The organism is Methylobacterium sp. CM6246, from assembly GCF_054818005.1.
Genome location: NZ_JBTXKY010000001.1, coordinates 2,239,292 through 2,261,196, shown reverse-complemented (window position 1 = coordinate 2,261,196; position 21,905 = coordinate 2,239,292). Strand labels below are relative to the sequence as shown.

Annotated in this window: 26 protein-coding genes; 11 read left to right on the top strand and 15 right to left on the bottom strand. The window is 69.0% G+C overall.

The genetic code is table 11. The features are described from left to right. Positions 1–176 precede the first annotated feature (176 nt). From mdcE to mdcA, 4 genes are all read right to left on the bottom strand, one after another. Complete coding sequence (mdcE, locus tag ACYQPG_RS11170; RefSeq protein ID WP_461230933.1) at positions 177–893, bottom strand: biotin-independent malonate decarboxylase subunit gamma; 717 nt, start codon at positions 891–893, stop codon at positions 177–179. Next, complete coding sequence (locus ACYQPG_RS11165; protein WP_461230932.1) at positions 880–1,809, bottom strand: biotin-independent malonate decarboxylase subunit beta; 930 nt, start codon at positions 1,807–1,809, stop codon at positions 880–882. Before ACYQPG_RS11165 ends, mdcE begins: the two co-directional genes overlap by 14 nt. A gap of 2 nt (positions 1,810–1,811) precedes the next feature. Beyond that, the gene (gene mdcC / locus ACYQPG_RS11160) at positions 1,812–2,120 is read right to left on the bottom strand and encodes a malonate decarboxylase acyl carrier protein (protein WP_147910524.1); all 309 of its coding nucleotides are present in this window, start codon (positions 2,118–2,120) and stop codon (positions 1,812–1,814) included. Positions 2,121–2,268: 148 nt separating this feature from the next. After that, complete coding sequence (gene mdcA, locus ACYQPG_RS11155) at positions 2,269–3,915, bottom strand: malonate decarboxylase subunit alpha (RefSeq protein WP_147910127.1); 1,647 nt, start codon at positions 3,913–3,915, stop codon at positions 2,269–2,271. Positions 3,916–4,139: 224 nt separating this feature from the next. On the opposite strand from mdcA, the gene madL reads away from it, so the two are divergent. From madL to ACYQPG_RS11140, 3 genes are read left to right on the top strand one after another with little or no spacing between them, the layout of a single operon-like run. Further along, positions 4,140–4,577, top strand: a complete 438-nt coding sequence (madL, locus tag ACYQPG_RS11150) for a malonate transporter subunit MadL (protein ID WP_461230931.1) — start codon at positions 4,140–4,142, stop codon at positions 4,575–4,577. Positions 4,578–4,582: 5 nt separating this feature from the next. Next, positions 4,583–5,383 carry a malonate transporter subunit MadM gene (gene madM / locus ACYQPG_RS11145; protein ID WP_461232454.1) on the top strand — a complete coding sequence of 267 codons (801 nt, stop codon included), beginning with the start codon at positions 4,583–4,585 and terminating at the stop codon, positions 5,381–5,383. 27 nt (positions 5,384–5,410) lie between these two features. Further along, entirely contained in the window at positions 5,411–6,082 is a 672-nt protein-coding gene (locus ACYQPG_RS11140; RefSeq protein WP_419829421.1) for a GntR family transcriptional regulator, read from the top strand. Positions 6,083–6,484: 402 nt separating this feature from the next. Here ACYQPG_RS11140 and ACYQPG_RS11135 read toward each other — a convergent pair whose 3' ends face one another. Next, complete coding sequence (locus ACYQPG_RS11135; RefSeq protein WP_147910125.1) at positions 6,485–6,880, bottom strand: cell division protein ZapA; 396 nt, start codon at positions 6,878–6,880, stop codon at positions 6,485–6,487. A 38-nt stretch (positions 6,881–6,918) separates the two neighbouring features. After that, positions 6,919–7,206 carry a DUF4164 family protein gene (locus tag ACYQPG_RS11130; RefSeq protein ID WP_147910124.1) on the bottom strand — a complete coding sequence of 96 codons (288 nt, stop codon included), beginning with the start codon at positions 7,204–7,206 and terminating at the stop codon, positions 6,919–6,921. Positions 7,207–7,755: 549 nt separating this feature from the next. On the opposite strand from ACYQPG_RS11130, the gene gap reads away from it, so the two are divergent. The 7 genes from gap to ACYQPG_RS11095 all read left to right on the top strand — a co-directional run bounded on the left by gap (position 7,756) and on the right by ACYQPG_RS11095 (position 13,683). Then, on the top strand, positions 7,756–8,760 hold the full coding sequence (gene gap, locus ACYQPG_RS11125) for a type I glyceraldehyde-3-phosphate dehydrogenase (protein ID WP_147910123.1): 1,005 nt from the start codon (positions 7,756–7,758) through the stop codon (positions 8,758–8,760). Between the two features lie 82 nt (positions 8,761–8,842). Beyond that, positions 8,843–9,313, top strand: coding sequence for a hypothetical protein (locus ACYQPG_RS11120; RefSeq protein ID WP_147941424.1), 471 nt, complete (start codon positions 8,843–8,845; stop codon positions 9,311–9,313). Between the two features lie 25 nt (positions 9,314–9,338). Then, complete coding sequence (locus ACYQPG_RS11115; protein WP_461230930.1) at positions 9,339–10,541, top strand: phosphoglycerate kinase; 1,203 nt, start codon at positions 9,339–9,341, stop codon at positions 10,539–10,541. Positions 10,542–10,563: 22 nt separating this feature from the next. Continuing rightward, positions 10,564–10,758: a hypothetical protein gene (locus tag ACYQPG_RS11110; RefSeq protein ID WP_147941422.1), complete on the top strand. Its 195-nt coding sequence runs from the start codon at positions 10,564–10,566 to the stop codon at positions 10,756–10,758. A gap of 165 nt (positions 10,759–10,923) precedes the next feature. Then, positions 10,924–11,994 carry a class II fructose-bisphosphate aldolase gene (gene fba / locus ACYQPG_RS11105; protein ID WP_147910119.1) on the top strand — a complete coding sequence of 357 codons (1,071 nt, stop codon included), beginning with the start codon at positions 10,924–10,926 and terminating at the stop codon, positions 11,992–11,994. A 16-nt stretch (positions 11,995–12,010) separates the two neighbouring features. Next, on the top strand, positions 12,011–12,655 hold the full coding sequence (locus ACYQPG_RS11100) for a thiamine phosphate synthase (RefSeq protein ID WP_419829420.1): 645 nt from the start codon (positions 12,011–12,013) through the stop codon (positions 12,653–12,655). Continuing rightward, positions 12,652–13,683 carry a tetratricopeptide repeat protein gene (locus ACYQPG_RS11095; RefSeq protein ID WP_461230929.1) on the top strand — a complete coding sequence of 344 codons (1,032 nt, stop codon included), beginning with the start codon at positions 12,652–12,654 and terminating at the stop codon, positions 13,681–13,683. The genes ACYQPG_RS11100 and ACYQPG_RS11095 overlap by 4 nt, the downstream gene beginning before the upstream one ends. Positions 13,684–14,046: 363 nt before the next feature. Here the strand turns inward: ACYQPG_RS11095 and ACYQPG_RS11090 are convergent, their stop codons facing one another. The 9 genes from ACYQPG_RS11090 to ACYQPG_RS11050 all read right to left on the bottom strand — a co-directional run bounded on the left by ACYQPG_RS11090 (position 14,047) and on the right by ACYQPG_RS11050 (position 21,033). Beyond that, positions 14,047–14,496 carry a cupin domain-containing protein gene (locus ACYQPG_RS11090; protein ID WP_461230928.1) on the bottom strand — a complete coding sequence of 150 codons (450 nt, stop codon included), beginning with the start codon at positions 14,494–14,496 and terminating at the stop codon, positions 14,047–14,049. Then, the gene (locus ACYQPG_RS11085; protein WP_147910115.1) at positions 14,493–14,903 is read right to left on the bottom strand and encodes a carboxymuconolactone decarboxylase family protein; all 411 of its coding nucleotides are present in this window, start codon (positions 14,901–14,903) and stop codon (positions 14,493–14,495) included. Before ACYQPG_RS11085 ends, ACYQPG_RS11090 begins: the two co-directional genes overlap by 4 nt. A 10-nt stretch (positions 14,904–14,913) precedes the next feature. Continuing rightward, positions 14,914–15,339, bottom strand: coding sequence for a DUF779 domain-containing protein (locus tag ACYQPG_RS11080; protein WP_461230927.1), 426 nt, complete (start codon positions 15,337–15,339; stop codon positions 14,914–14,916). Positions 15,340–15,489: 150 nt separating this feature from the next. Beyond that, complete coding sequence (gene adh, locus ACYQPG_RS11075; protein WP_419829416.1) at positions 15,490–17,013, bottom strand: aldehyde dehydrogenase; 1,524 nt, start codon at positions 17,011–17,013, stop codon at positions 15,490–15,492. A 353-nt stretch (positions 17,014–17,366) separates the two neighbouring features. Continuing rightward, entirely contained in the window at positions 17,367–17,714 is a 348-nt protein-coding gene (locus ACYQPG_RS11070; RefSeq protein WP_461230926.1) for a DUF3325 domain-containing protein, read from the bottom strand. Then, positions 17,711–19,201 (bottom strand): PepSY domain-containing protein, encoded by a 1,491-nt coding sequence (locus ACYQPG_RS11065; RefSeq protein ID WP_419829415.1) that lies wholly within the window; start codon positions 19,199–19,201, stop codon positions 17,711–17,713. Before ACYQPG_RS11065 ends, ACYQPG_RS11070 begins: the two co-directional genes overlap by 4 nt. Before the next feature lie 29 nt (positions 19,202–19,230). Continuing rightward, positions 19,231–19,542, bottom strand: coding sequence for an iron transporter (locus tag ACYQPG_RS11060; RefSeq protein ID WP_419829414.1), 312 nt, complete (start codon positions 19,540–19,542; stop codon positions 19,231–19,233). Between the two features lie 320 nt (positions 19,543–19,862). Further along, positions 19,863–20,132: a hypothetical protein gene (locus tag ACYQPG_RS11055; protein WP_147910109.1), complete on the bottom strand. Its 270-nt coding sequence runs from the start codon at positions 20,130–20,132 to the stop codon at positions 19,863–19,865. 94 nt (positions 20,133–20,226) lie between these two features. Continuing rightward, positions 20,227–21,033, bottom strand: coding sequence for a cold-shock protein (locus tag ACYQPG_RS11050; protein WP_419829413.1), 807 nt, complete (start codon positions 21,031–21,033; stop codon positions 20,227–20,229). A 313-nt stretch (positions 21,034–21,346) separates the two neighbouring features. Here ACYQPG_RS11050 and ACYQPG_RS11045 point away from each other — a divergent pair, with 313 nt between their 5' ends. Further along, entirely contained in the window at positions 21,347–21,820 is a 474-nt protein-coding gene (locus tag ACYQPG_RS11045; protein ID WP_147856525.1) for a response regulator, read from the top strand. The last annotated feature ends 85 nt before the right edge of the window (positions 21,821–21,905 follow it).

Here is a 21,905-nt window from a genome sequence, read left to right as displayed (position 1 = left end):
CATCTGGGGGCCGCGCAGTGGAGCCCGGGATCCATAGACGCGAACCGATCAAGATCTGGCGTCGTCGGCGGATCTGGGTTCCGGGCTCGCCTGCAGCGCCCCGGAAAGACGAGGCGGTTTATTCTGCTACGCCCGATCGGCACGTAAGCATCCCACCGCGTTCACTCGGCCTCGCGCTACCCGCGCCGGGCCTGCGCGATCACCGCCTCCGCGATCTCCTGCGCCACCGGCCGACCGCCGCGTTCCGCGCCGAGGCGGTCGCGATTGTCGCCGGGTGTCTGGGTGGCGATCAGGTCGCGGATCTGGGCGTCGAGCGGCCGGGCCGGATCGAGCACCACGTGGACCGCGCCGGCGGCCACCATGTTGTCGAGCCCCGGGGCGAAGACCGGGGTCGACTTCGCCATCTCGTGAAGCTTGTCCAGCGGGAGCTTGGTCACCTTCGCCACGGAGGGTAGATCCATCACGCTCGGGTTGGCGCCCGGCAGCGCGGCGAGCACCCGGGTCGCCAGCGCGGTGGCGATGAACGCGCCGGCGGCGGAGTGGCCGTAGATCAGCCCGATGGTCGGGTGGCCGGAGCGGTCGGCGAGCAGCAGCGCCTTGGCGAGATGGGCCAGGCACTCGTTGAGCCCCAGCAACTCGTCGCGCCGGCTCATGCGCTGGCTGTCGGAATCGACCACCACCAGGATCGGCGCCTTGTCGCCGGCCCGCACGACATCGAGCACGGCCCGCGACAGGACCAGCGCGCCATCGACCCCGAGCGGCGTATCGCCGTCGATTCCGACGACGTGGATCGTTTCCCCCGCGAACGGGCCGCTGCCGGTCACGAGGCCGTCGCGCACAGTGACGGAATGGCCCTGCGGAAAGAGCCCGGCCAGGATCTCAGCGAGCGTCATGGTCGGCCTCCCCCACCCGGTATACGGTCTCGTCGAAGGCGCGCGTGTCCATGGCGGGTACCGCCTCCGGATCGTTGACGCCGAGCCGAGCCCAGATTTCGGTGGCGTCCCGGCAATCGCCGAAGCGCGCGATCCGGGATTCGAGCCGGGCCTGCTCGGCCTCCAGCGTCGCGAGATCGAAGGTCGGCGCCCGGCCGATCAGGTCGAGCGCCGCCCGCCGGAAGGCCGATACGGAGTCGGCGCAGAACGCGTCGGCCCCGCCGATCAGCCGCCGGTGCTTGCCGCCCATGGTCCGCCAGACCAGGGCCCGGTCGCGGGAATCGAACTCCTCGGCGCCCTTGTTGGTCTCGATCACCTCGGGGCCCGAGACCGAGATCCGGCCGCCCTCCGAGACGGCGAGCCGGGAGCAGGTGCCGGCGATCAGGCCGCCGCCGCCGTAGCAGCCGGCGCGGCCGCCGATCAGCCCGATGACCGGGATGCCTGCCGCCCGGACGTCGACGATCGCCCGCATGGTCTCGGCGATGGCGGTCTCGCCGGCATTGGCCTCCTGCAGCCGGACGCCGCCGGTGTCGAACAGGATCAGCACGGCCGCCGGCTTCAGGGTGAGCGCGGCGCGCAGGAGCCCGACGAGCTTCGCCCCATGGATCTCCCCGAAGGCGCCGCCCATGAACCGGCCCTCCTGGGCGGCGACGAGCACCGGCTTGCCGTCGAGCGCGGCGCGGCCGACCACGATACCGTCGTCGAAGGCCCGCGGCAGGTCGAACAGCGGCAGGTGCGGGCTCATGCGCCGCTCGGTCGGGGGCAGGAACTCCTCAACGCTGCCGGGATCGGCCAGCGCCACCACGCGCTGGCGGGCGGTGGCCTCGTACCAGCTCAGGGCGTCCGGGTTGGTGCTCGCGGCACGTGCGCCAGCCATGGTCAGGCCTCCATCAGCCGGGCGCCCTGGAGCAGGCGCAACGATACGGTGTCGGGACGGGCGCCGCCGTCATTGATGCTGATGCGCAGGCCCCCGGGCTGGGCGCGTGCGACGAAATCCGCCACCACCGCCTCCCAGACCGCGCCGTAGCCGGCGATCGGCGTCTCGATCGCGACTTCGCAGGCATCCGGCGGAAGCACCCGCTCCAGCAGGATCTCCAGGTTGCCCGACGCCACCACGCCCGTGATGGCGTTCGAGACCGAGCCGGGCAGCGGCTTTCTGGTAGTGTGGCGGAAGGTCAGGGATTCCATCCGACTGTTCCTCGCGTGCGCCTCTCCGCCCCGTGGCGGGGAGGATATGAAGGTGGGGGTGGTTGAGGGGGTACCGGGCCGCTTGGTCCTGCACCGCCCCCACCCGCGACCCCTCCCCGCAAGGGGGAGGGAAAGATCGGGATCGACCCTACCAGTTCCGGAACTTCGCGGGCGGCTCGTAGAGGCCCCCCGACCAGTGCACGAGATCCTTGATCGACTTGGCCGCGAGCAGCGCGCGGTCGGCGTCGAGGGGCTCGATGCCGAGATCCTCCGGCCGGCGGATCACCCCGCGGGCGCGCAGCTCCTCGACCTTGGCCCGGTCCCGGCCGCGGCCGACCTCGGTGTAGCCCGCGACCCCGCGGATCGCCTGCTCGCGCTCGTCGGCGTCCCGGCACAGGAGGAGGTTGGCGATGCCCTCCTCGGTGACGATGTGGGTGACGTCGTCCGCGTAGATCATCACCGGGGCCAGCTCGAGCCCAATCTTTTTGGCCAGCTCCAGGGCGTCGAGCTTCTCGACGAAGGTCGGCACCAGCTTCTCCCCGAAGGTCTCGACCAGCTGCACCACCAGCTTGCGCCCGCGCATCAGCGCCGGATCGCCGACGACCTGACCTTCGCGCCCGGCCTTCATCCAGGCATCGGACGGGTGGCGGCGGCCATGCGGATCCGAGCCCATGTTGGGCGCGCCACCGAAGCCGGCCACCCGCGACTGCGTGATCGTCGACGAATGGCCCATCAGGTCGATCTGGAGGGTCGCGCCAATGAACATATCGCAGGCGTAGAGGCCGGCGGTCTGGCAGAAGGCCCGGTTCGAGCGCAGGGAGCCATCGGCCCCGGTGAAGAAGATATCCGGCCGCGCGCGGATGTAGCGATCCATGCCGACTTCCGAGCCGAAGCAGTGGACCTGTTGGACCCAGCCGGATTCGATCGCCGGAATCAGCGTCGGGTGCGGATTAAGCGCCCAATGGGTGCAGATCTTCCCCTTCAGGCCCAGCTTCTCACCGTAGGTCGGCAGCAGCAGCTCGATTGCGGCCGTGCCGAAGCCGATCCCATGGTTGAGCCTTCGGATGCCGTATTCCGCATAGATCCCCTTGATCGCCATCATGGCGATCAGGATCTGGGTCTCGGTCATCGCCGCAGGATCGCGGGTGAACAGCGGCTCGACGTAGAACGGCGTGTCGGCCTCGACCACGAAGTCGATTCGGTCGCCCGGGATGTCGACCCGCGGGACCTTGTCGACGATCTGATTCACCTGGGCGATGACGACGCCGTTCTTGAAGGCGGTGGCCTCCACGACGGTGGGCGTGTCCTCGGTGTTGGGCCCGGTATAGAGGTTGCCGTCTCGGTCCGCCGAGACGCCGGCGATCAGCGCGACGTGGGGCGTGAGGTCCACGAAGTAGCGGGCGAACAGCTCGAGATAGGTGTGCACCGCGCCGAGCTGGATCTGGCCGCCGTAGAGCATCTTGGCGATGCGCGCGCCCTGCGGGCCGGAATACGAGTAGTCGAGCCGCTTGGCGATGCCGGTCTCGAACACGTCGAGATGCTCCGGCAGCACGATGCCCGACTGGACCATGTGCAGGTCGTGGACCTTGCCCGCGTCGCAGGCCGCAAGCCCCCGGGCCAGGCAATCCGCCTGCTTCTGGTTGTCGCCCTCCAGGCAGACCCTGTCGCCGGGGCGCAGCACCGCCTCCAGCAGATCGACCACGGAGCCGGCCGGCACGACCTTGCCGTCGGCATGGGCGCGCCCCGCCGCGATGCGTGCGTCGCGCGCCTCTCGTTCGCCGCGCCACTGGGTCATCCGCGCGTTCCCCTTGTGTATGCAGTGACCGAGATAAAGCGCTGGTCAGGCATTTTCTAGCACGTTCTAGTCACGGTTCCGTATACGGGATTGCCGATCTGTCAACATCCTGCATATTTATCCCAACAAGACAGCAGGCGATTCGGGAGGGAACGCAGCATGCCGAGCGCGTCGAGACGGGCGCTGCCGCGCGCCGCAAGCACCGCCGCGGGAGGGCAAGGCCGATGATCGTCCTGGGTGTTGCCCTCCTCGCCGCGTGCACGCTGGTCGGCGTGTATCTCGGCGATCTCCTCGGCATCGCGCTGGGGGTGAAGGCCAATGTCGGCGGCGTCGGCATCGCCATGATCCTGCTGATCGTCGCCCGGCTCTGGCTGTCCTGCCGGGGCGGCCTGACCAAGGGCGTGCAGTTCGGCGTCGAGTTCTGGGCCGGCATGTACATCCCGATCGTTGTCGCCATGGCGGCCCAGCAGAACGTGGTCGCGGCGGTGAGCGGCGGCCCGATCGTGATCATCGCGGCCACCGGCTCCCTGGTCCTGTGCTTCGGCGCGGTGGCGCTGCTGAGCCGGATCGGCCGGCGCGATCCTGGCAGCCCGGAGGTCGAGTACGGCGGCTCCGTGATCGGCGGCGAGGCCGATCCGGTGCCGACTGGGAAACAGGGGTGAGCGCCATGGAACACGCGATGGACAACGACCTCGGACATTGGATCTGGAACGGAATCGAGCACGTCTTCATCGAGCAGAGCCTGGTGGCGGCCTTCGCGGTGGTGGGCGCCTTGATCCTGGTCTCCAACCTGGCGGCCAAACGCTTCACGCGGGGCCGCGTTCACGGCTCGGCCATCGCGATCGTGCTGGGGCTGGGGCTCGCCTATGTCGGCGGGCTCTACACCGGCGGGAAGAAGGGCGTCGCCGACATCCCGGCGCTGGCCGGGATCGGCCTGATGGGCGGCGCGATGCTGCGCGACTTCGCAATCGTGGCCACCGCGTTCGAGGTCGACGTGATCGAGGCGCGCCGGGCCGGGCTGGTCGGCGTGCTGGCGCTGGCGCTCGGCACGATCATCCCGTTCCTGGTCGGCACGCTCACCGCGGTGGCGTTCGGCTACCACGACGCGGTCTCGATCACGACCATCGGGGCGGGAGCGATCACCTACATCGTCGGCCCGGTGACCGGGGCGGCGATCGGAGCGGATTCCACCGTCATGGCGCTCTCCATCGCCACCGGGGTGACCAAGGCTGTGATGGTGATGGTCGGAACACCATTGGTTGCTAAGCTGATCGGCCTCGACAACCCACGGTCGGCTATGGCCTATGGCGGCCTGATGGGGACGGTGAGCGGGGTCGCGGGCGGGCTCGCGGCGACGGACCCGAAGCTAGTCCCGTACGGGGCGCTCACCGCGACCTTCCATACCGGGATCGGCTGCCTCGTCGGTCCCTCGATCTTCTACTTGACGGTGCGGGCTCTGGTCGGTTGACCAACCGCGGGGGCGCGGGACGAAGTGATGCACGGCGAGTTCCAGAAGATCGACAGCGGGCTTCTCTCCGACCGGATCCGCAACGCGCTCACCGACGCGATCACGTCCGGTGAGATCCCGGCCGGCACGGCGCTCGACGAACAGAACCTCGCGCAGCGCTACGGCGCCTCGCGCACACCGGTCCGGGAGGCCCTGCGCCAGCTCGCGGCCTCCGGACTGGTGGAGGTCCGCCCGCGCCGGGGCGTGGTGGTGGCCCGGCTGACGCCGGAGCGCATCGCCGACATGTTCGAGACCACCGCGGAGATCGAGGCGATGTGCGCCCGGCTCGCAACCTACCGGATGACGCCGCTGGAGCGCGGCCGGCTGATGGACCTGCAGGAGGATTCCGCCGCCGCCGTGGAAGCCGGCGACGTCGACGCCTACGACCGGCTCAACCGCGCCTTCCACGAATCGCTCTACGCGGCGACCCACAACAGCTTCATGGCCGAACAGGCCCTGGCGATCCGCGAGCGCCTGGCCGCCTTCCGCCGGACCCAGCTCCGCCACGGCGACCGGATCCGCCGTTCACGGGACGAACACGGCGAGATTCTCGCGGCTATCGCCGAGGGGGATGGGGAATTGGCGGCTCGGCGGATGCGGGCCCACATGCTGCGGGCCGCGGCGGCGTTGGGGCGGTATATTGCGGATACGGTGGGTTGATGGGCTTTCAGACTTCCATCGTCATCATGCTGGCTGCCGGTTGCATCAACCCGCAGGATGTTTTGGTTAAAAACTCGCATAAGCCCGAGTTTGTTGATTAAATTTGCGAATTAAAAACTCTACATCGCAATAATCTTCAGGCCAAACGCTCACTTGTAGCTATCGTGCCTCGACCACGTCGCGGTATTCGACTTCGAAAAATGCGACCGGGCAAACAAAAGGCATCCGGCCGGATTCTTGATCGATGCGGCTGAGATGAGCTACAGTCGCAGCATCAGGCATTGTTCCAGCATTCAACGGAGCGGCCCGCAATATAGCAGATCACTGCAGAACTGCGTAACACCACGGTGAGGCGGCCAAGCTTAATGGTCTTGCGGCTCATACCGAAGATCATCAGGGCCTTTACACCACCTCCCGCGCCACGCCCCCCTTCCCGGCCCCGCTTCCACCCAGCGCCTCCGCCAGCTTCCCGATCCGCTCGGCGGCTCGCCCGATCCCGTCGGCGGCGCGGGCGGCGTCCTCGGCCCGGGCGCGGTCGGCGGCTTCGGTGGCTTTGCGGAGATCCGCCGTCTCGGCCTCCAGGGCGGCGTGGCGGGTGCGCAGCTCGGCCAGCTCGTCGGCGATGGTCAGGGCGGCCATCACCTGGAGGCGCATGTCACCGATCTCGCCGAAACTCTGGCGCATCTCGCCGATGCGCGCGCCAAAGCTCTCGGCCAGCCCGGTGAGATGGGCCTCCTCGCCGGCGCCGCAGGCCATGCGGTAGAGCTTTCCGTCGATGGTCACGTTGATCTGAGGCAAGGATCGCTCCGATGGACGGCGGCGCTGGACGGAACCGGTCAGGCCCGGCCGAGCACGCCCTGGACGGTCTGGATCGCGCGGTCGAGTCGCTGGCCGACCAGTCCGGTCGTGGCCTCGACATCGGCCAGATGCGCGCTCGCGGCGTCGAGGGCGGCGGCGAGCCGGGCCCGGTCCTCGTCCATCAGCGCCAGCTCGGCGTCCCGGTCGTCGGGTTCGGCCTCGGCCTCCAGGCGGCGGGCCACCACCGCGTCCAGGCGGCTCAAGGCGGAGTCGAGCCGGGCGAAGGCCGCGTCGATGGGGTTCGTGTCCGTCCTGTCGTCGGCCATGGGGCTCCGCTCGCCGGGCGCATCGTCCCGACGGGCGGGCTCACGGGCGACGATGCTTCGGGGTCTTAAGTTTCGGCCGGATGCGTCCGGAATTCCAGTCCGAAATGTTGGTGCGTGTCCGCGCCGTCGCGCCTCAGCAATCGCCGTCGCACAACCCTGTTTATTGGATGTGGGAGAGAACCGTGTTTGTCACGGGCGTGCGTTTGACAGGTGGAGACGCCATGTTAGACAGCCGCGCGCTCCCGTAAGGGGCCGCCCAAGATATGCCGGATGGCCGGTCCGTGACAGTCCCGTGGCCTCAGCCAACGCCGTCGGATCCGATCGGCGCGACCGGAGCGGCCCGGCCTGTCACGGCACGGTTCATCGCAGGTTCAAACCCGCCCGCCCAGATCGGCCCCGCCCGGTCGGCCTGGAGGCGGGCCGCCACGGCGTCATCCCGAAAGGCGGGGTTCGGCTTTCGGACAGGATGAGGCCACACGAACGACACTGCGCCGAGGACCGGGTGACCGGCCCGGTGCGCGGTGCTCCGCAGCAGGAAGGAGTCACACCGTGACGAAGGTTGCCATCAACGGGTTTGGACGCATCGGCCGCAACATCCTGCGCGCCATCGCGGAATCCGGCCGGACCGACATCGAGGTCGTGGCGATCAACGATCTCGGCCCGGTAGAGACCAACGCCCACCTGCTCCGCTTCGATTCCGTCCACGGCCGGTTCCCGGGCGAGGTCGCGGTGGACGGCGAGTTCCTGGTGGTCAACGGGAAGCGCATCAAGGTCACGGCCGTGCGCAACCCGGCCGAGCTGCCGCACCGCGACCTCGGCGTCGACATCGCGCTCGAGTGCACCGGCATCTTCACCGCGAAGGACAAGGCCAAGGCCCATCTCGACGCCGGCGCCAAGCGCGTGCTGGTCTCGGCGCCGGCCGACGGCGCCGACCTCACCGTGGTCTACGGCGTCAACCACGACAAGCTGACCGCCGAGCACCTCGTCGTCTCGAACGCCTCCTGCACCACCAACTGCCTGGCGCCGGTCGCCCAGGTGCTGGACGCGGCCGTGGGCATCGAGCGCGGGTTCATGACCACGATCCACTCCTACACCAACGACCAGCCGTCGCTGGATCAGATGCACAAGGATCTCTACCGGGGCCGCGCCGCCGCGCTCTCGATGATCCCGACCTCCACGGGCGCCGCCAAGGCCGTGGGCCTGGTCCTGCCCGAGCTGAAGGGCAAGCTCGACGGCACCGCGATCCGCGTGCCGACCCCGAACGTCTCGGCGGTGGACCTGGTTTTCACGGCCAAGCGCGCCACCTCGGTTCAGGAGATCAACGACGCGATCAAGGCGGCCGCCGCCGGTCCGCTCAAGGGCGTGCTCGGGGTCACCGACCAGCCGAACGTCTCGATCGACTTCAACCACGATCCGCACTCGTCCACCTTCCACCTCGACCAGACCAAGGTGATGGACGGCGTGCTGGTGCGTATCCTGACCTGGTACGACAACGAGTGGGGCTTCTCGAACCGCATGGCCGACACTGCCGTGGCGATGGCCAAGCTCATCTGAAGACCCCGACGCCCGCCGGTCCCGACCGGCGGGCGCCTTTTCGACCGAACGGCCTCACCTCGAACCAGGGGATCATCCCGGGATGACCGACGCTTCGCAGGGCACGTCGAGCGGACAGGGCGCCGTCGTGACGCCCACGCCCAAACCCGCACCCACGCCGGCGGCCACGACCGCCCCGGTGGCGACGGCGCCCGCGCAGGGGCTGCCGGCGAGCCACCTCCTCGATCAGCTCGCGCGAATCGAGGACAAGTGCTCGCGGATCGAGGACAAGTACGCGCGCTCCGAGTCCCTGCTGTCGCGGGTCGAGGACAAGGTCGAGAACGCCGCCAACCGGATGAACGAATCCGCCCGGCAATCCGATCTCGCGGCCCTGCGCACCGAGATGCGCGGGCTGGCCGACCGCACCCGGCGCCTGCCCGGCACCGGCGCGCTTGTGCTCACCGCGGTAATCACCGCGATCCTCACCGTCGTGCTGATGGTGGCGGTGCAGCGCCTCAACCTCGACCGCCTGATTCCGGCGCCGGCTGCCACGTCCGGCACCACCGTTCAATAACAGCCCCCGACCCGAACAGGACCGCATGAGCGCCTTCCGCACCCTCGACGACGCCGGCGCCCTGACGGGCAAGCGCGTGCTGATGCGCGTCGATCTCAACGTGCCGATGGAGAACGGCCGCGTCACCGATGCGACCCGCATCGAACGCGTCGTGCCGACCATCCGGGAGGTCGCCGAGAAGGGCGCCCGCGTGATCCTGCTGGCCCATTTCGGCCGCCCCAAGGGCAAGCGTGAGCCGAAGGATACCCTGGAGCCGGTAGTGCCGGCGCTGAGCCGGGCGCTCGGCCGGAACGTCGCCTTCGCGGCCGATTGCGTCGGCGACGACGCGGCCCGGGCCGTCGCCGCGCTGAAGGACGGCGACGTCCTGCTCCTGGAGAACACCCGCTACCATCCCGGCGAGGAAAAGAACGACGCGGCCTTCGCGGACGCGCTTGCGGCCAACGGCGACGTCTACGTCAACGAGGCGTTCTCAGCGGCCCACCGCGCCCACGCCTCCACCGAGGCTCTGGCCCATCGCCTGCCGGCCTATGCGGGCCGCGAGATGCAGGCGGAGCTCGAAGCCCTGACCAAGGGCCTCGAAGCGCCGCAGCGGCCGGTGATCGCGCTGGTCGGCGGCGCCAAGGTGTCGTCCAAGATCGACCTTCTGGAGAACCTGGTCGCCAAGGTCGACATGCTGGTGATCGGCGGCGGCATGGCCAACACCTTCCTGCACGCGCAGGGCAAGGCGGTGGGCAAGTCCCTGTGCGAGAAGGACCTCGCCGAGACCGCCCTGCGCATCCTGGCGGCCGCGGACAAGGCCGGCTGCCGGATCATCCTGCCGGTGGACGCGGTGGCGGCCACGGAGTTCAAGGCCCAGGCCCCGCACGAGACCGTGCCGGTGGATGCGGTGCCCGCGGGCAGCATGATCCTCGATGCCGGCCCGCGCTCGGTCTCCGACATCAACGCCGCCATCGATGACGCCAAGACCCTGGTCTGGAACGGCCCGCTCGGCGCCTTCGAGCTCGCACCGTTCGACGCCGCCACGGTGGCCGCCGCCAAGCACGCGGCCGCACGCACGGCGGCCGGCCAACTGGTCTCCGTCGCCGGCGGCGGAGACACCGTGGCCGCGCTCAACCACGCCGGCGTGGCCGCCGCCTTCACCTACGTCTCGACCGCGGGCGGTGCCTTCCTCGAATGGCTGGAGGGTAAGGCCCTGCCGGGCGTCGAGGCGCTGCGGGCGCAGGGCTGACTGAGGACGGCGCGGCTCTCTCATGCGCTTCTCCCCCGCCACCGCGCACCGATCTATCTTTCCGGCGTTGGAAGTCGGGGGTGTCGAATGGCTGCGTGACGACGGGCAGAACGCGCGGATCGAGATCCTGACCGGCGTTCGGGCCGCCATAGCGCCGTCGCAGGCCAGGCCGCTCACGCCGAGGCGCGCCACGACCTTGGAGGTGCGGGCGCTGTAGACAACAGCATTCCCACCGGTCGAGACCGGCTCCGGGGATGCTATGTTGCGCATTCGATATGCGCGTGTCCGAGGGTGGATCCGGTATCCGTACTCGGGCGCTCTATTTCCGTCGCCGTGGGCGATCGGGCAAACCACCAGACGGCAAGCGGGAAGACAGACGACGATGGCACGGATCACCCTCAGGCAGCTCCTCGACCACGCGGCCGAGCACGAATACGGCGTGCCGGCGTTCAACCTGAACAACATGGAACAGGGTCTGGCGATCATGGCGGCGGCCGACGCCACCGACTCGCCCGTGATCCTGCAGGCCAGCCGCGGTGCCCGCGCCTACGCCAACGACGTGGTTCTGGCCAAGCTGATCGACGGCTTGGTCGAGATCTATCCGCACATCCCGGTCTGCATGCATCTCGACCACGGGAACAACGAGGCGACCTGCGCCACCGCGATCCAGTACGGCTTCACCTCGGTGATGATGGACGGCTCGCTCAAGGGCGACGGCAAGACCCCCGCCGACTACACCTACAACGTCGAGATCACCCGCAACGTCACTCAGATGGCTCATTGGGCGGGCGTCTCGGTCGAGGGCGAGCTTGGCGTGCTCGGCTCCTTGGAGAGCGGCCAGGGCGAGGCCGAGGATGGCCACGGCGCCGAGGGCGTCCTGAGCCACGATCAGCTGCTCACCGACCCGGACGAGGCGGTGAAGTTCGTCGAGGCCACGAAGGTCGACGCCCTCGCGGTTGCTATGGGCACCAGCCACGGCGCCTACAAGTTCACCCGCCAGCCCGACGGCGACGTGCTGGCGATGAACGTGATCGAGGAGATCCACCGCCGCCTGCCGTCGACTCACCTGGTCATGCACGGCTCGTCCTCGGTGCCGCAGGACCTGCAGGACATCATCAACCAGTACGGCGGCCAGATGAAGCCGACCTGGGGCGTGCCGGTCGCGGAGATCCAGCGCGGCATCAAGCACGGCGTACGCAAGATCAACATCGACACCGACAACCGCATGGCGATGACCGGCCAGATCCGGAAGATCCTGACCGAGAACCCGTCGGAGTTCGATCCGCGCAAGTACCTGAAGCCCGCGATGGATGCGATGACCAAGCTGTGCAAGCAGCGCTTCGAGGAGTTCGGCACTGCCGGCAAGGGCTCGAAGATCCGCCCGGTCTCCGTCTCCGAGATGGCTAAGCGCTACGCCAGCGGCGCGCTGGACCCTAAGATCGGCGCGCGTTGACGGTCCGGCCGGCCCGATGAGCAGCAATCAGCGCCTCGCCCTCCTCGGGCCCCACAACCTGGATGCCGACGGCATCGACGCCTTCGCGGCCGCGCTCGGCGCGGCCTGCGGGGCGGGCGATGTCGCGGCCGTGATCCTGCGGCTCGCCGCCACCGACGAGCGCGGGCTCACCGCCCGGGTGAAGCAGGTCGCGCCGATCACGCAAGAAGCCGGTGCGGCCCTCGTCGTGGCCTGCCCGGGGTTCACCGGCGACCTCGTCTCGGTGGCGACGAGGGGTGGCGCCGACGGGGTGCATGTTGACAAGCCGCGCGACCTGAAGGACCTGCGCGACCGTCTCCGGGACGGGCGCATCCTCGGGGCGGGCGGCATCGAGACCAAGCACGGTGCCATGGAGGCGGGCGAGGCCGGCATCGATTACCTGATGTTCGGCGGACTCTATCCGGACGGCGTCGCTCCGGAGGCCGAGACCGTGCTGGCACGCGCCGAATGGTGGGCCGAGATCTTCGAGACGCCCTGCGTCGCGGTGGCCACGACGGCGGACGAGATCGCCTCCCTAGTCGCCACCGGGGCCGAATTCGTCGGCCTGGAGAGCGCCCTGTGGCTGCCCGGGACCGAAACGGTCGCACGGGCGCAAGCCGCGATCGCGGAGCGGGCCGCGTGAGCCTGCGCGTCCTGGATCTGCCCGTCCTGGTCCTCGCGGTGGCGCTGGCCACGGCTCTGCCGGCGCTGGCCGCGCCCGGCCCGCTCGATCCGGCCAAAATCGTCGCGCCGTCCGACAAGACCACGATGCCGGAGCTTCCGAGCCCCTACACGCCGAACTATTCCCGAGGCGCCGTCCCGCCTGCCAGCGGCCAGCCGGCGGACCTCGCCTACGGTGCCTATCAACGCGGCCAGTACGTCACCGCCTTCCGGGAGGCGACCAAGCGGATCGAGGCCAATCCCAAGGACGCCGCCGCGATGACGCTGTTGGGCGAGCTCTACAACCAGGGGCTCGGCGTCAAGCAGAACCCCGTGAAGGCGGCCGAGTGGTACCGCCTTGCCGCCGCCCAGAACGACGCTGCCGCGATGTCGTCGCTCGGCCTGATGGCGCTCGACGGGCGCGGCATGCCGAAGGATCCCAAGGCCGGCCGGCGCTGGCTGGAACAGGCCACGGCCCAGGGCTCGTCCACGGCCGCATACAATCTCGGGCTGATCCTGATCGGTACCGGCGCCACCGCCGACGAGACGGCGGCCGCCACGCAGTTCCGGAAGGCCGCCGACGCCGAGATCGGCCCGGCCCAGCATGACTTAGGCGTGCTCTACCTCCAGGGCCGCGGCGTCCAGAAGGATTCGAGCCAGGCGGCCCAGTGGTTCCGCCGCGGAGCCGACAACGGCGACCTCGCCAGCGAGGTCGAGTACGCGATCCTGCTGTTCAACGGCAACGGCGTGACCAAGGACGAGCGCTCGGCCGCCCGCTACTTCCTGCACGCGGCCTCGCGTGGCAACGCCATCGCGCAGAATCGGCTGGCACGACTCTACGCCGTGGGCCGGGGCGTGTCGAAGAACCTGATCGAGGCCGCGGCCTGGAACCTCGCCGCCGCCGCGCAGGGCCTGTCCGACGCCTGGCTCGACCAGACCCTGGCGGGGCTCAGCGGCGACGAGCGCAGTCGCGCCGAGCGGCTGGCCAACGAGCGCATCGAGCAGCGCTGAGGCGGACAGTGGCCGGTTGGGCCTGGCGGTACAATCCAGCCGCACCCTCATTCTGAGCGGCTCCGCGTCGATCCGTCGTTTGTCCTTCGCTCCACGATCAAACGGACGCGGGTGCGGCCACCGACAGATGGAAGCGCCAGGACGTCGCGCGAGGCCCGTCTCTCGGGTGAGCGTCCAGATTAACTTATCGAACTCTGGACTGGCCCTGGCGGCATGAGACGTTCTCCCGAAGCCAAGCGCGCCCTCTCCCACGGATAGGAGAGCGCATCTGGCACCGGCCGTTGCGCACGTCCGGTCACGATCCGTGGATATAAAAGCCTGCCTGAGACCGGGCCCTGTCGCGCTGCGTCATCGACGGAGAGCTCAAACCTCCGGCTCCTCGGCCTTCGACCAATCCACACCGGCTTCCAGTTCCGGCAGCAGGACCACGCTCTCCTGCTCGTTCGGGTCGGTCCGGGCGATCACCGCCGTGACCGGCTCGGTCCGGCTGCGGTTGTAGGGCAGGTGCGGCATGTCGGCGGCGATGTACACGAACTCGCCGGCTCCCGCGATCACGTGGTGCTCCAGGCGCTCGCCCCAGAAGCAGCCCGAGATGCCGGACAGGACGTGGATCGCGGTCTCGTGAGATTCGTGCTTGTGGGCGTGGGCACGTTCGCCGGGTGGAATCTCCAGAAGCTGAAGATGCAGCGCCTTGGCGCCCACCGCCTCCGCCGAGATCGCGGGCCGGTAGATATGCCCCTGCTTGCCGCGGAACGGCGCACTCTCGCGCAGGACCACCAGGCCGGGCCGTGATGTCTCGGATGCGTCGCTCATGATTCGCCGACCTTGAACGCGGAATCGACCGGGATCTGCATGCCGTTGACGAGGGCGTTGGTCTGGTTCGCCATGCCGACCACCGCCAGGAACTCGCCGTGCTGCTCCGCGGTCAGGCCTTTCGCGCCGGCCGCGGCGGTGTGGGAGTGGATGCAATAGGGACAGCCGTTGGCGATCGAGACCGCGATGTAGACCAGCTCCTTGGTCAGCGGGTCCAGGCTGCCCGGCCCCATCACGACCTTGAGGCTCGCCCAGGTGCGCTCCAGCAGGCCCGCATCGTTGGCGAGACCGCGCCAGAAGTTGTTGACGAAGTCCGAGCCCCGGGTCGCCCGGATGTCGGCGAACACCGCCCGCACCCGCGGGTCGGCCTCCGCCTCGGCATCGCTCCACAGCGTCACAGTCGCCATCTTGCCTCGCTCAGAGCTTGCAGGCGCCGTCGAGCGTCCGGTTCTCGGCCTCGGTGAACAGGCGCGAGCGGATATGGAAGCGCTTTTCGCGGCCGTTTTCCAGAGAGAACATGCCGCCGCGACCCGGCACCACGTCGAGCAGGATGTGGGTGTGCTTCCAGACCGCGAATTGCGAACGGGAGATGTAGAAATCCGCGCCGCCGACCTGCCCGAGATGGACGTCGCCGTCGCCGATGATGAAGTCGCCGACCGGGTAGCACATCGGCGAGGACCCGTCGCAGCAGCCGCCGGACTGGTGGAACATCACCGGTCCGTACTCGGACCGGAGCTCGTCGATCAGTGCCAGCGCCGCCGGCGTCGCGGTGACCCGCAGGGGCGTGCCGTCGGCGCCAGCCTGCTCGGCCGTGGTGGCGTCGTTCGTGGAAACGGCGGTCATGCTTCACTCCCCTGCTGGCTGTGGGATATGCGCGCCGGGGTTCGGATTTCTACGGCGCGGCCCGGTTCGGCAGCAAACCCGGCCCCCAAAAGAAAAACCCCGGCCGCGAGGCCGGGGTGAAGTCGGCTCGGGAGTAACCCGGACCAGGACTCAGAAGAATCCTAGCTTCTTGGCCGAGTAGCTGACCAGCATGTTCTTGGTCTGCTGGTAGTGATCGAGCATCATCTTGTGGGTCTCGCGGCCGATGCCGGACTGCTTGTAGCCGCCGAAGGCCGCGTGGGCCGGGTAGGCGTGGTAGCAGTTCGTCCAGACTCGGCCGGCCTGGATCGCCCGGCCGAAGCGGTAGGCGCGGGTGCCGTCGCGGGTCCAGATTCCGGCGCCGAGGCCGTAGAGCGTGTCGTTGGCGATCGCGAGCGCGTCGGCATCGTCCTTGAAGGTCGTGACCGACAGGACCGGGCCGAAGATCTCCTCCTGGAAGATCCGCATCTTGTTGTGGCCGCGGAACACCGTCGGCTGCACGTAGAAGCCCTCGGCCAGCTCGCCATCCTTCACGTTGCGCGCGCCGCCGGTGAGCAGCTCCGCGCCCTCCTGACGGCCGATGTCGATGTAGCTGAGGATCTTCTCCATCTGCTCGCCCGAGGCCTGGGCGCCGATCATCGTGGCGGGATCGAGCGGCGAGCCCTGGGTGATCGCCTCGACGCGCTTCACCGCCCGCTCCATGAAGCGGTCGTAGATCGACTCGTGCACCAGCGCCCGGCTCGGACAGGTGCAGACCTCGCCCTGGTTGAGGGCGAACATCGTCAGGCCTTCCAGGGCCTTGTCGAAGAAGTCGTCGTCCTCGTTGGCCACGTCGGCGAAGAAGATGTTAGGCGACTTGCCGCCCAGCTCCAGCGTCACCGGGATCAGGTTCTGCGAGGCGTATTGCATGATCAGGCGGCCGGTGGTCGTCTCACCGGTGAACGCGATCTTGGCGATGCGCGGCGACGACGCCAGCGGCTTGCCGGCCTCCAGGCCGAAGCCGTTGACGATGTTGATGACGCCCGGGGGCAGCAGGTCGGCCAGCAGCTCCATCACCACCAGGATCGAGGCCGGGGTCTGCTCGGCGGGCTTCAGGACCACGCAATTGCCGGCGGCGATCGCCGGGGCCAGCTTCCAGACCGCCATCAGGATCGGGAAGTTCCACGGGATGATCTGGCCCACGACGCCGAGCGGCTCGTGGAAGTGGTAGGCCACGGTGTCGTGGTCGATCTCGGAGATCGAGCCTTCCTGCGCGCGGACGCAGCCGGCAAAGTAGCGGAAATGGTCGATCGCCAGGGGGATGTCGGCGTGAGTCGTCTCGCGGATCGGCTTGCCGTTATCCCAGGTCTCGGCCAATGCGATCAGATCGAGGTTCTCCTCCATCCGGTCGGCCATCTTATTGAGGATGCGCGCGCGCTCGGCCGGGGCGGTGCGGCCCCAGGATTCCTTGGCCGCGTGGGCGGCATCGAGCGCCTTGTCGACGTCGGCGGCGTCGGAGCGGGCAACCTCGCAGATCACCTTGCCGGTGATCGGCGAGGTGTTCTCGAAGTAGCGGCCGGCGGTCGGGGCGACCCACTGGCCGCCGATGAAGTTGTCGTAGCGGGCCGAGAAGGGCGACTTGGTGCGGGCGTCGCCGAGAAATTCCGGCTTGTTCATGGCTCTGTTCCCTCCGTAGGCCCCGGCCTCGCGAACCGCGGCTCTTGGGCTGAAGCTGGAACGCGGACGGCCGATTCGATCGGCGGCGTCCGGTTCGGCTCTGGTGGCAGCCAATGGCTTTTGGCGTGCCGAATCAAGGTGGACTTTTGGCCAGTGCGCGAGCGAGCGGATCCTACGCCCTCCCGGTCAGGATCGCGACAGGACAAGTGTCCGTCAACCCAGGACCCGGTGGTTCAAGCGTGAAAACCCCTCGGATGTCCGGCCGCGCCAAGACAGGCTCGACCAACACTTCGGCATTATTCTCAAGCCAGATCGCTGACCTTGAGGGTTAGCTTGGCAGGCGCGTCGAGGCCTTACGATCCGAGCGCGAAGGGCAGCGCCAGCATCGCCAGAGGCAGCGCGGCAACGGCCGCCGCTCGCAGCCAGGCCGGGCGGTAGGACATCACTGCAACGACCAGTAGCGCCGCGCCGGTCAGGGCGCCGATCCACTGGACCGGGCCGAAATTCCAGCCGGCACAGGCCACCGAGGCCGCGAACGACACCGCAAGACCGGACCATCCGGCCGCGCGGAGGCTCTTGGTCCGGCTCCGGGGCGCGGGCACGCGGAACACGGCGCGGTGATGCCGGCCGAGGCTGAGCGCCAGGGCGGCGAAGCTCGAGAAGCTGAGGCACAGGCTCAGCGCAAGGGCGGCGGCGGTCACGCTTCCACCGTCCGCGACAAAGCCGGCTTGGCCGCCCAAACCCGGCCCAGTCGCCGGTTCGCGAAACGGGCACCGATGGCGAGCAGGATCGCCACCGCGAGCATCGCCGCGTCGAAGCCCAGGAAGCGGGTCTGGCCAACGGTCACCACGTCCACGACCGGGATCGCCACGAAGGCGAGCGCCGCCGCCGAGAGCCCGGCTGGCCAAGCCTTCGCGCTGGGGACCAGCGTCGAGGCAACGGCTGCGAGGATCCAGGCCCCGAAGAAGGCGCGCACCTCCCAATCCGCCCGGGCGGCGAGGTCGAGGGGCAGCAGCCGGTTGGCCAGGAAGTAGGCGGCCAGGCCGGTCGGCAGCCCGGCGATCGTGCCGAGGTTGAGCACCCGCACGAGGCGCAGGCCGAAACCCGCCGGGTTCGCGCCCTTCGGCATGCGGGCGACTGTCCAGAGAACGAGGCCCGACGCGATGGTGGCCGCACCCATCACGCCGCAGAGGAAGAACACGATGCGCAGGGGTGCGGCGGCGAAATGCGCCTCGTGTAGGCCGATCATCACGGCGCCGGTGCGGGTCGCGCCGCCGGCCTCGCCGGTCCGGGACAGCTCAGTACCGGTATCGCCCGCGTAGACGATCTGCGGATGCAGGTGTGCGAGGCCGGGCGGCTCCTCGAAGAAGGCGGTGACGCTCGAGGCCGCATCGCCCGGCATCGTCACCATGACGACCTCCGGTGGCTCGCCGCCATCCGCGGTGGCGCGGGCCACGATCTCGCCGAGCGGCGACTGGATACCCGGCCTGCCCGCAGGCTTGCGTGCCGCCGCCATGATCCCGGACTCGGCGTAATACGCCAGGACATCGTGCTGGTAGGCCGCCTTCACGCCCCAGGGCATCAGCATCGGGCCGAGTTCGATCAACCCGGTGTAGACGATCATCAGGTGGAACGGCAGCGCCAGCACGCCGAAGACATTATGGGCGTCGAGCCAGCCGCGCTGCGCCGAGCGGTCCCGCCGGAACGTGAAGAAGTCGGCGAAGATGCGCCGGTGGGTGACGATGCCGGTGATCAACGACACCAGCAGGATCATCGCGCAGATGCCGACGATCCAGCGGCCCCACATCGACGGCAGGGCCAGCTCGAAATGGAAGCGGTACAGGAAGTCCCCGCCCTTCGTGTCGCGCGCCCGGGAAGGCTCGCCGGTCGTGGGATCGAGGAGCGCGTGGTGGTACGGCCCGCCGGGATTCTTCCACCAATAGACCTCGACCTGTGGCGTCTCGACGGTCGGAAGCCGGACCGACCAGGCCATGGCATCCGGCATAACGCGCCCGAGATAGGCCGCGGCGCGGGTGGCGGCCGCGGACGGGTCGACCGCCGTCTCGGACAATTCGGGCCGCATCCAGTGCGAGACCTCGGCGCGGTAGTAGCTCGCCGTCCCGGTCACGAAGATCGCGAACAGCACCCATCCGATGACCAGTCCGGACCAGGTGTGCAGCCACGCCATCGACTGCCGGACGCTTCTTCCGGGCCCGCTCATTGCGCCACGGCCCCGGTGAATGCGCCGGCGAGCCACAGCCCCCCGGCCAGGGATGCGGCGATCAGGCCGAGGAACAGCGCTGCGCGGCCGAGGGTCCGGGCCGCGAACACCCAGATCACCGCGCCGGCCATGATGGCGAAGCTTACGAGCGTCCCGGTCGAGACCGCCTCGGACCGCGGCATCGGCAGGATCAGGGCCAGCAACGCCGCCGAGAGGGCCGCGACGCCGTAGCCGCCGAAGACCGCCAGCACGACGCGTCCGGCTACCGCCAGACGGTCGATCAAACCTGGCATGGAGCGGGCGCTCATCGCGCGGCCTCCCGGTTTCGTGATCTCATTCCCGCGGCCTAGCAGCGGCGTACCGCGAATCGCAACGGCTATGTTCCGGAACGATTCCAGTGTTGCCCTGTCCGCTTGAAGATGTTCCCGACCGCTGTGCAATCGTGAGTCGCTCAAAGCTCGGATCGTCACGTACCGAACCGGCCGCTCGTTCGGCGGTGGCGGTGCGGCTTCGATGCGCATGGACGAGCCGGGGACGCCAAGCCTCCCAAGCCCTCAAATCCCTCAATGCCCCTCCGGGAACTTCAGGAGCGAATCCCCACGGCTGATCAGCCGCGACGTCCCATTGCTCAGCGTCCGAGTGTCGTACCCGCATTGTTGCGGCCGGCTCTCTGCAGGGCGGCGGCGGCGCTGCTTGCGCTCGGCGGCAGATCCGGGCCAGCGCTGGATCGGCCGGATCCGGTGTGCGGCCCTGGATTCGGCATCGTCCCGATACGGTCTCCGCTCTTGCCCCAGGCGAGGCCGGCATTGAGGCCCGCGTAGAAGCCGGTGAAATCTTCAGCCCGCGCCGGCGCCACCGCGAGAATCAGCAGGATCGTCGGCATCAGCACGCGGCGCATGGCGGCTCCGAAACAAGAAAGGCGGCGACCCCGCTGAGGGCCACCGCCTTGGAGAATTTCGAGGGATCGCGGCAGCAAGACGGCCGCGAGACCGCTAGTCTTCGACGTTGATGCTGGAGGCCTCGCGGCCCTTCTGACCATCGACGACGCCGAGGGTGACCTGCTGGCCTTCGGCCAGAGATTCCAGGCCGGCACGGGACAGGGCGGAGCGATGGACGAACACGTCCTTGCCGCCGTCGTTGACCGAGACGAAGCCGAAGCCCTTGGCGGGATCGTACCACTTCACGGTGCCGCTCATCTCGACCGAGGGACCGGACGCAGCCCGGCCACCACCGCCGAAGCCACCACCGCCGCCACCGGCGCCGTAACCACCGCCGCCGCCACCACCGTAGCCACCACCGCCACCGCCGGCGAAGCGGTCGGCGCCGAATCCGCCAGTGCGCGGGCGCAGCTCACGCCGGGGCGCGGGCGCCTCGGCCGTGGAGGTATCGACGCTGGTGACGCTCGTGACCTGCGGGCCCTTCTGGCCCTGCGCCGTGGTGACCGTCAGCCGGGTGCCCGGCATCAGGTCGGCGTGGCCAGCAGCCTCGACGGCGCGAATGTGGAGGAAGGCATCGCCCGAGCCGTCGCCGAGTTCGACGAAGCCGAAGCCCTTCTCCTTGTTGAACCACTTGACCGTCGCATCACGCTCCGGCCCGGTTGCCACCGGCGCAGCGCCGGGACCGCCGCGGGGCGGGCCGCGGTCGAAACCACCGCCGCCGAAACCGCCGCCGCCGCCGCCACCACCGAATCCACCACCGCCGTATCCGCCGCTGGGGGGAGCCTGATCAGGCCATCTCGGCTCGCCAGCCTCGTCGAAGCCGCGCTTCTGCGGCCCCCTGAAATCACGACCACGTCCCATCGAAAGCTCGCAAAAACCGTCCGCCGCCCTGGTCTTGAATACCGCGTGCGCGCCATCCCAGACAGCCCACGCCCCGCACTATCATTACCCCCGGTCGCGGTAACCAAGAATAACGCCCCAGTCCTGACGCAATCGGGCCTTGACCGCAAGGACCTTCTTCGCCAAGACGCGCCCGTTTCGTTACTTTCTTGCGATAAACAACGCAGGTTGCGGGCCCTGTGGATCCAGGCGTTCGCCTTGGACGAGAGGGCGTTAGCGAAACGCAAAGGCTGTTCGGCTAGACTCGCGTCGCGCCCCGCAACGGCACCCGGCCATGATCGCGACTCCGACCTTCCCCGATCTTTCGGCCCTCGTGGTCGATGAGAGTCTCTACATCCGGCGAATCGTGCGCGACATGCTCATGCGCGTCGGCATCAAGCGCGTGCTGGAGGCGCCGGACGGCGCCGAGGCGCTGGGCGTGCTGGCCGAGAGCAAGCCCGACATCAGCATCATCGACTGGGACCTGTCGATCCTGTCCGGGGAAGAGTTCATCCGGCTCGCGCGCACGCCCTCGACCTCCCCCTGCCCGACCATCCCGATCATCCTGATGCTGGCCCAGCCGCGCCGGAACGTGGTCGATCGGGCTGTCGCGCTGGGGGTCAACGAGATCATCGCCAAGCCATTCTCGCCGAAGACCCTGTGGTCGCGGCTCGACGAGGTGATCAACCGGCCCCGCCCCTATTCCCAGGTCAAGAGCCTGCTGCGTCCGATCCCGCGCCGGTCGGGCGCCATGAAGGCAGTCGCATGACGACCGCGGCCTGAGGTGGGTCGCGACGATCGGACATTGCAGTTCCCGACCGACCCTGTAGGGTCTTCCATCAAGAATGGCCGAG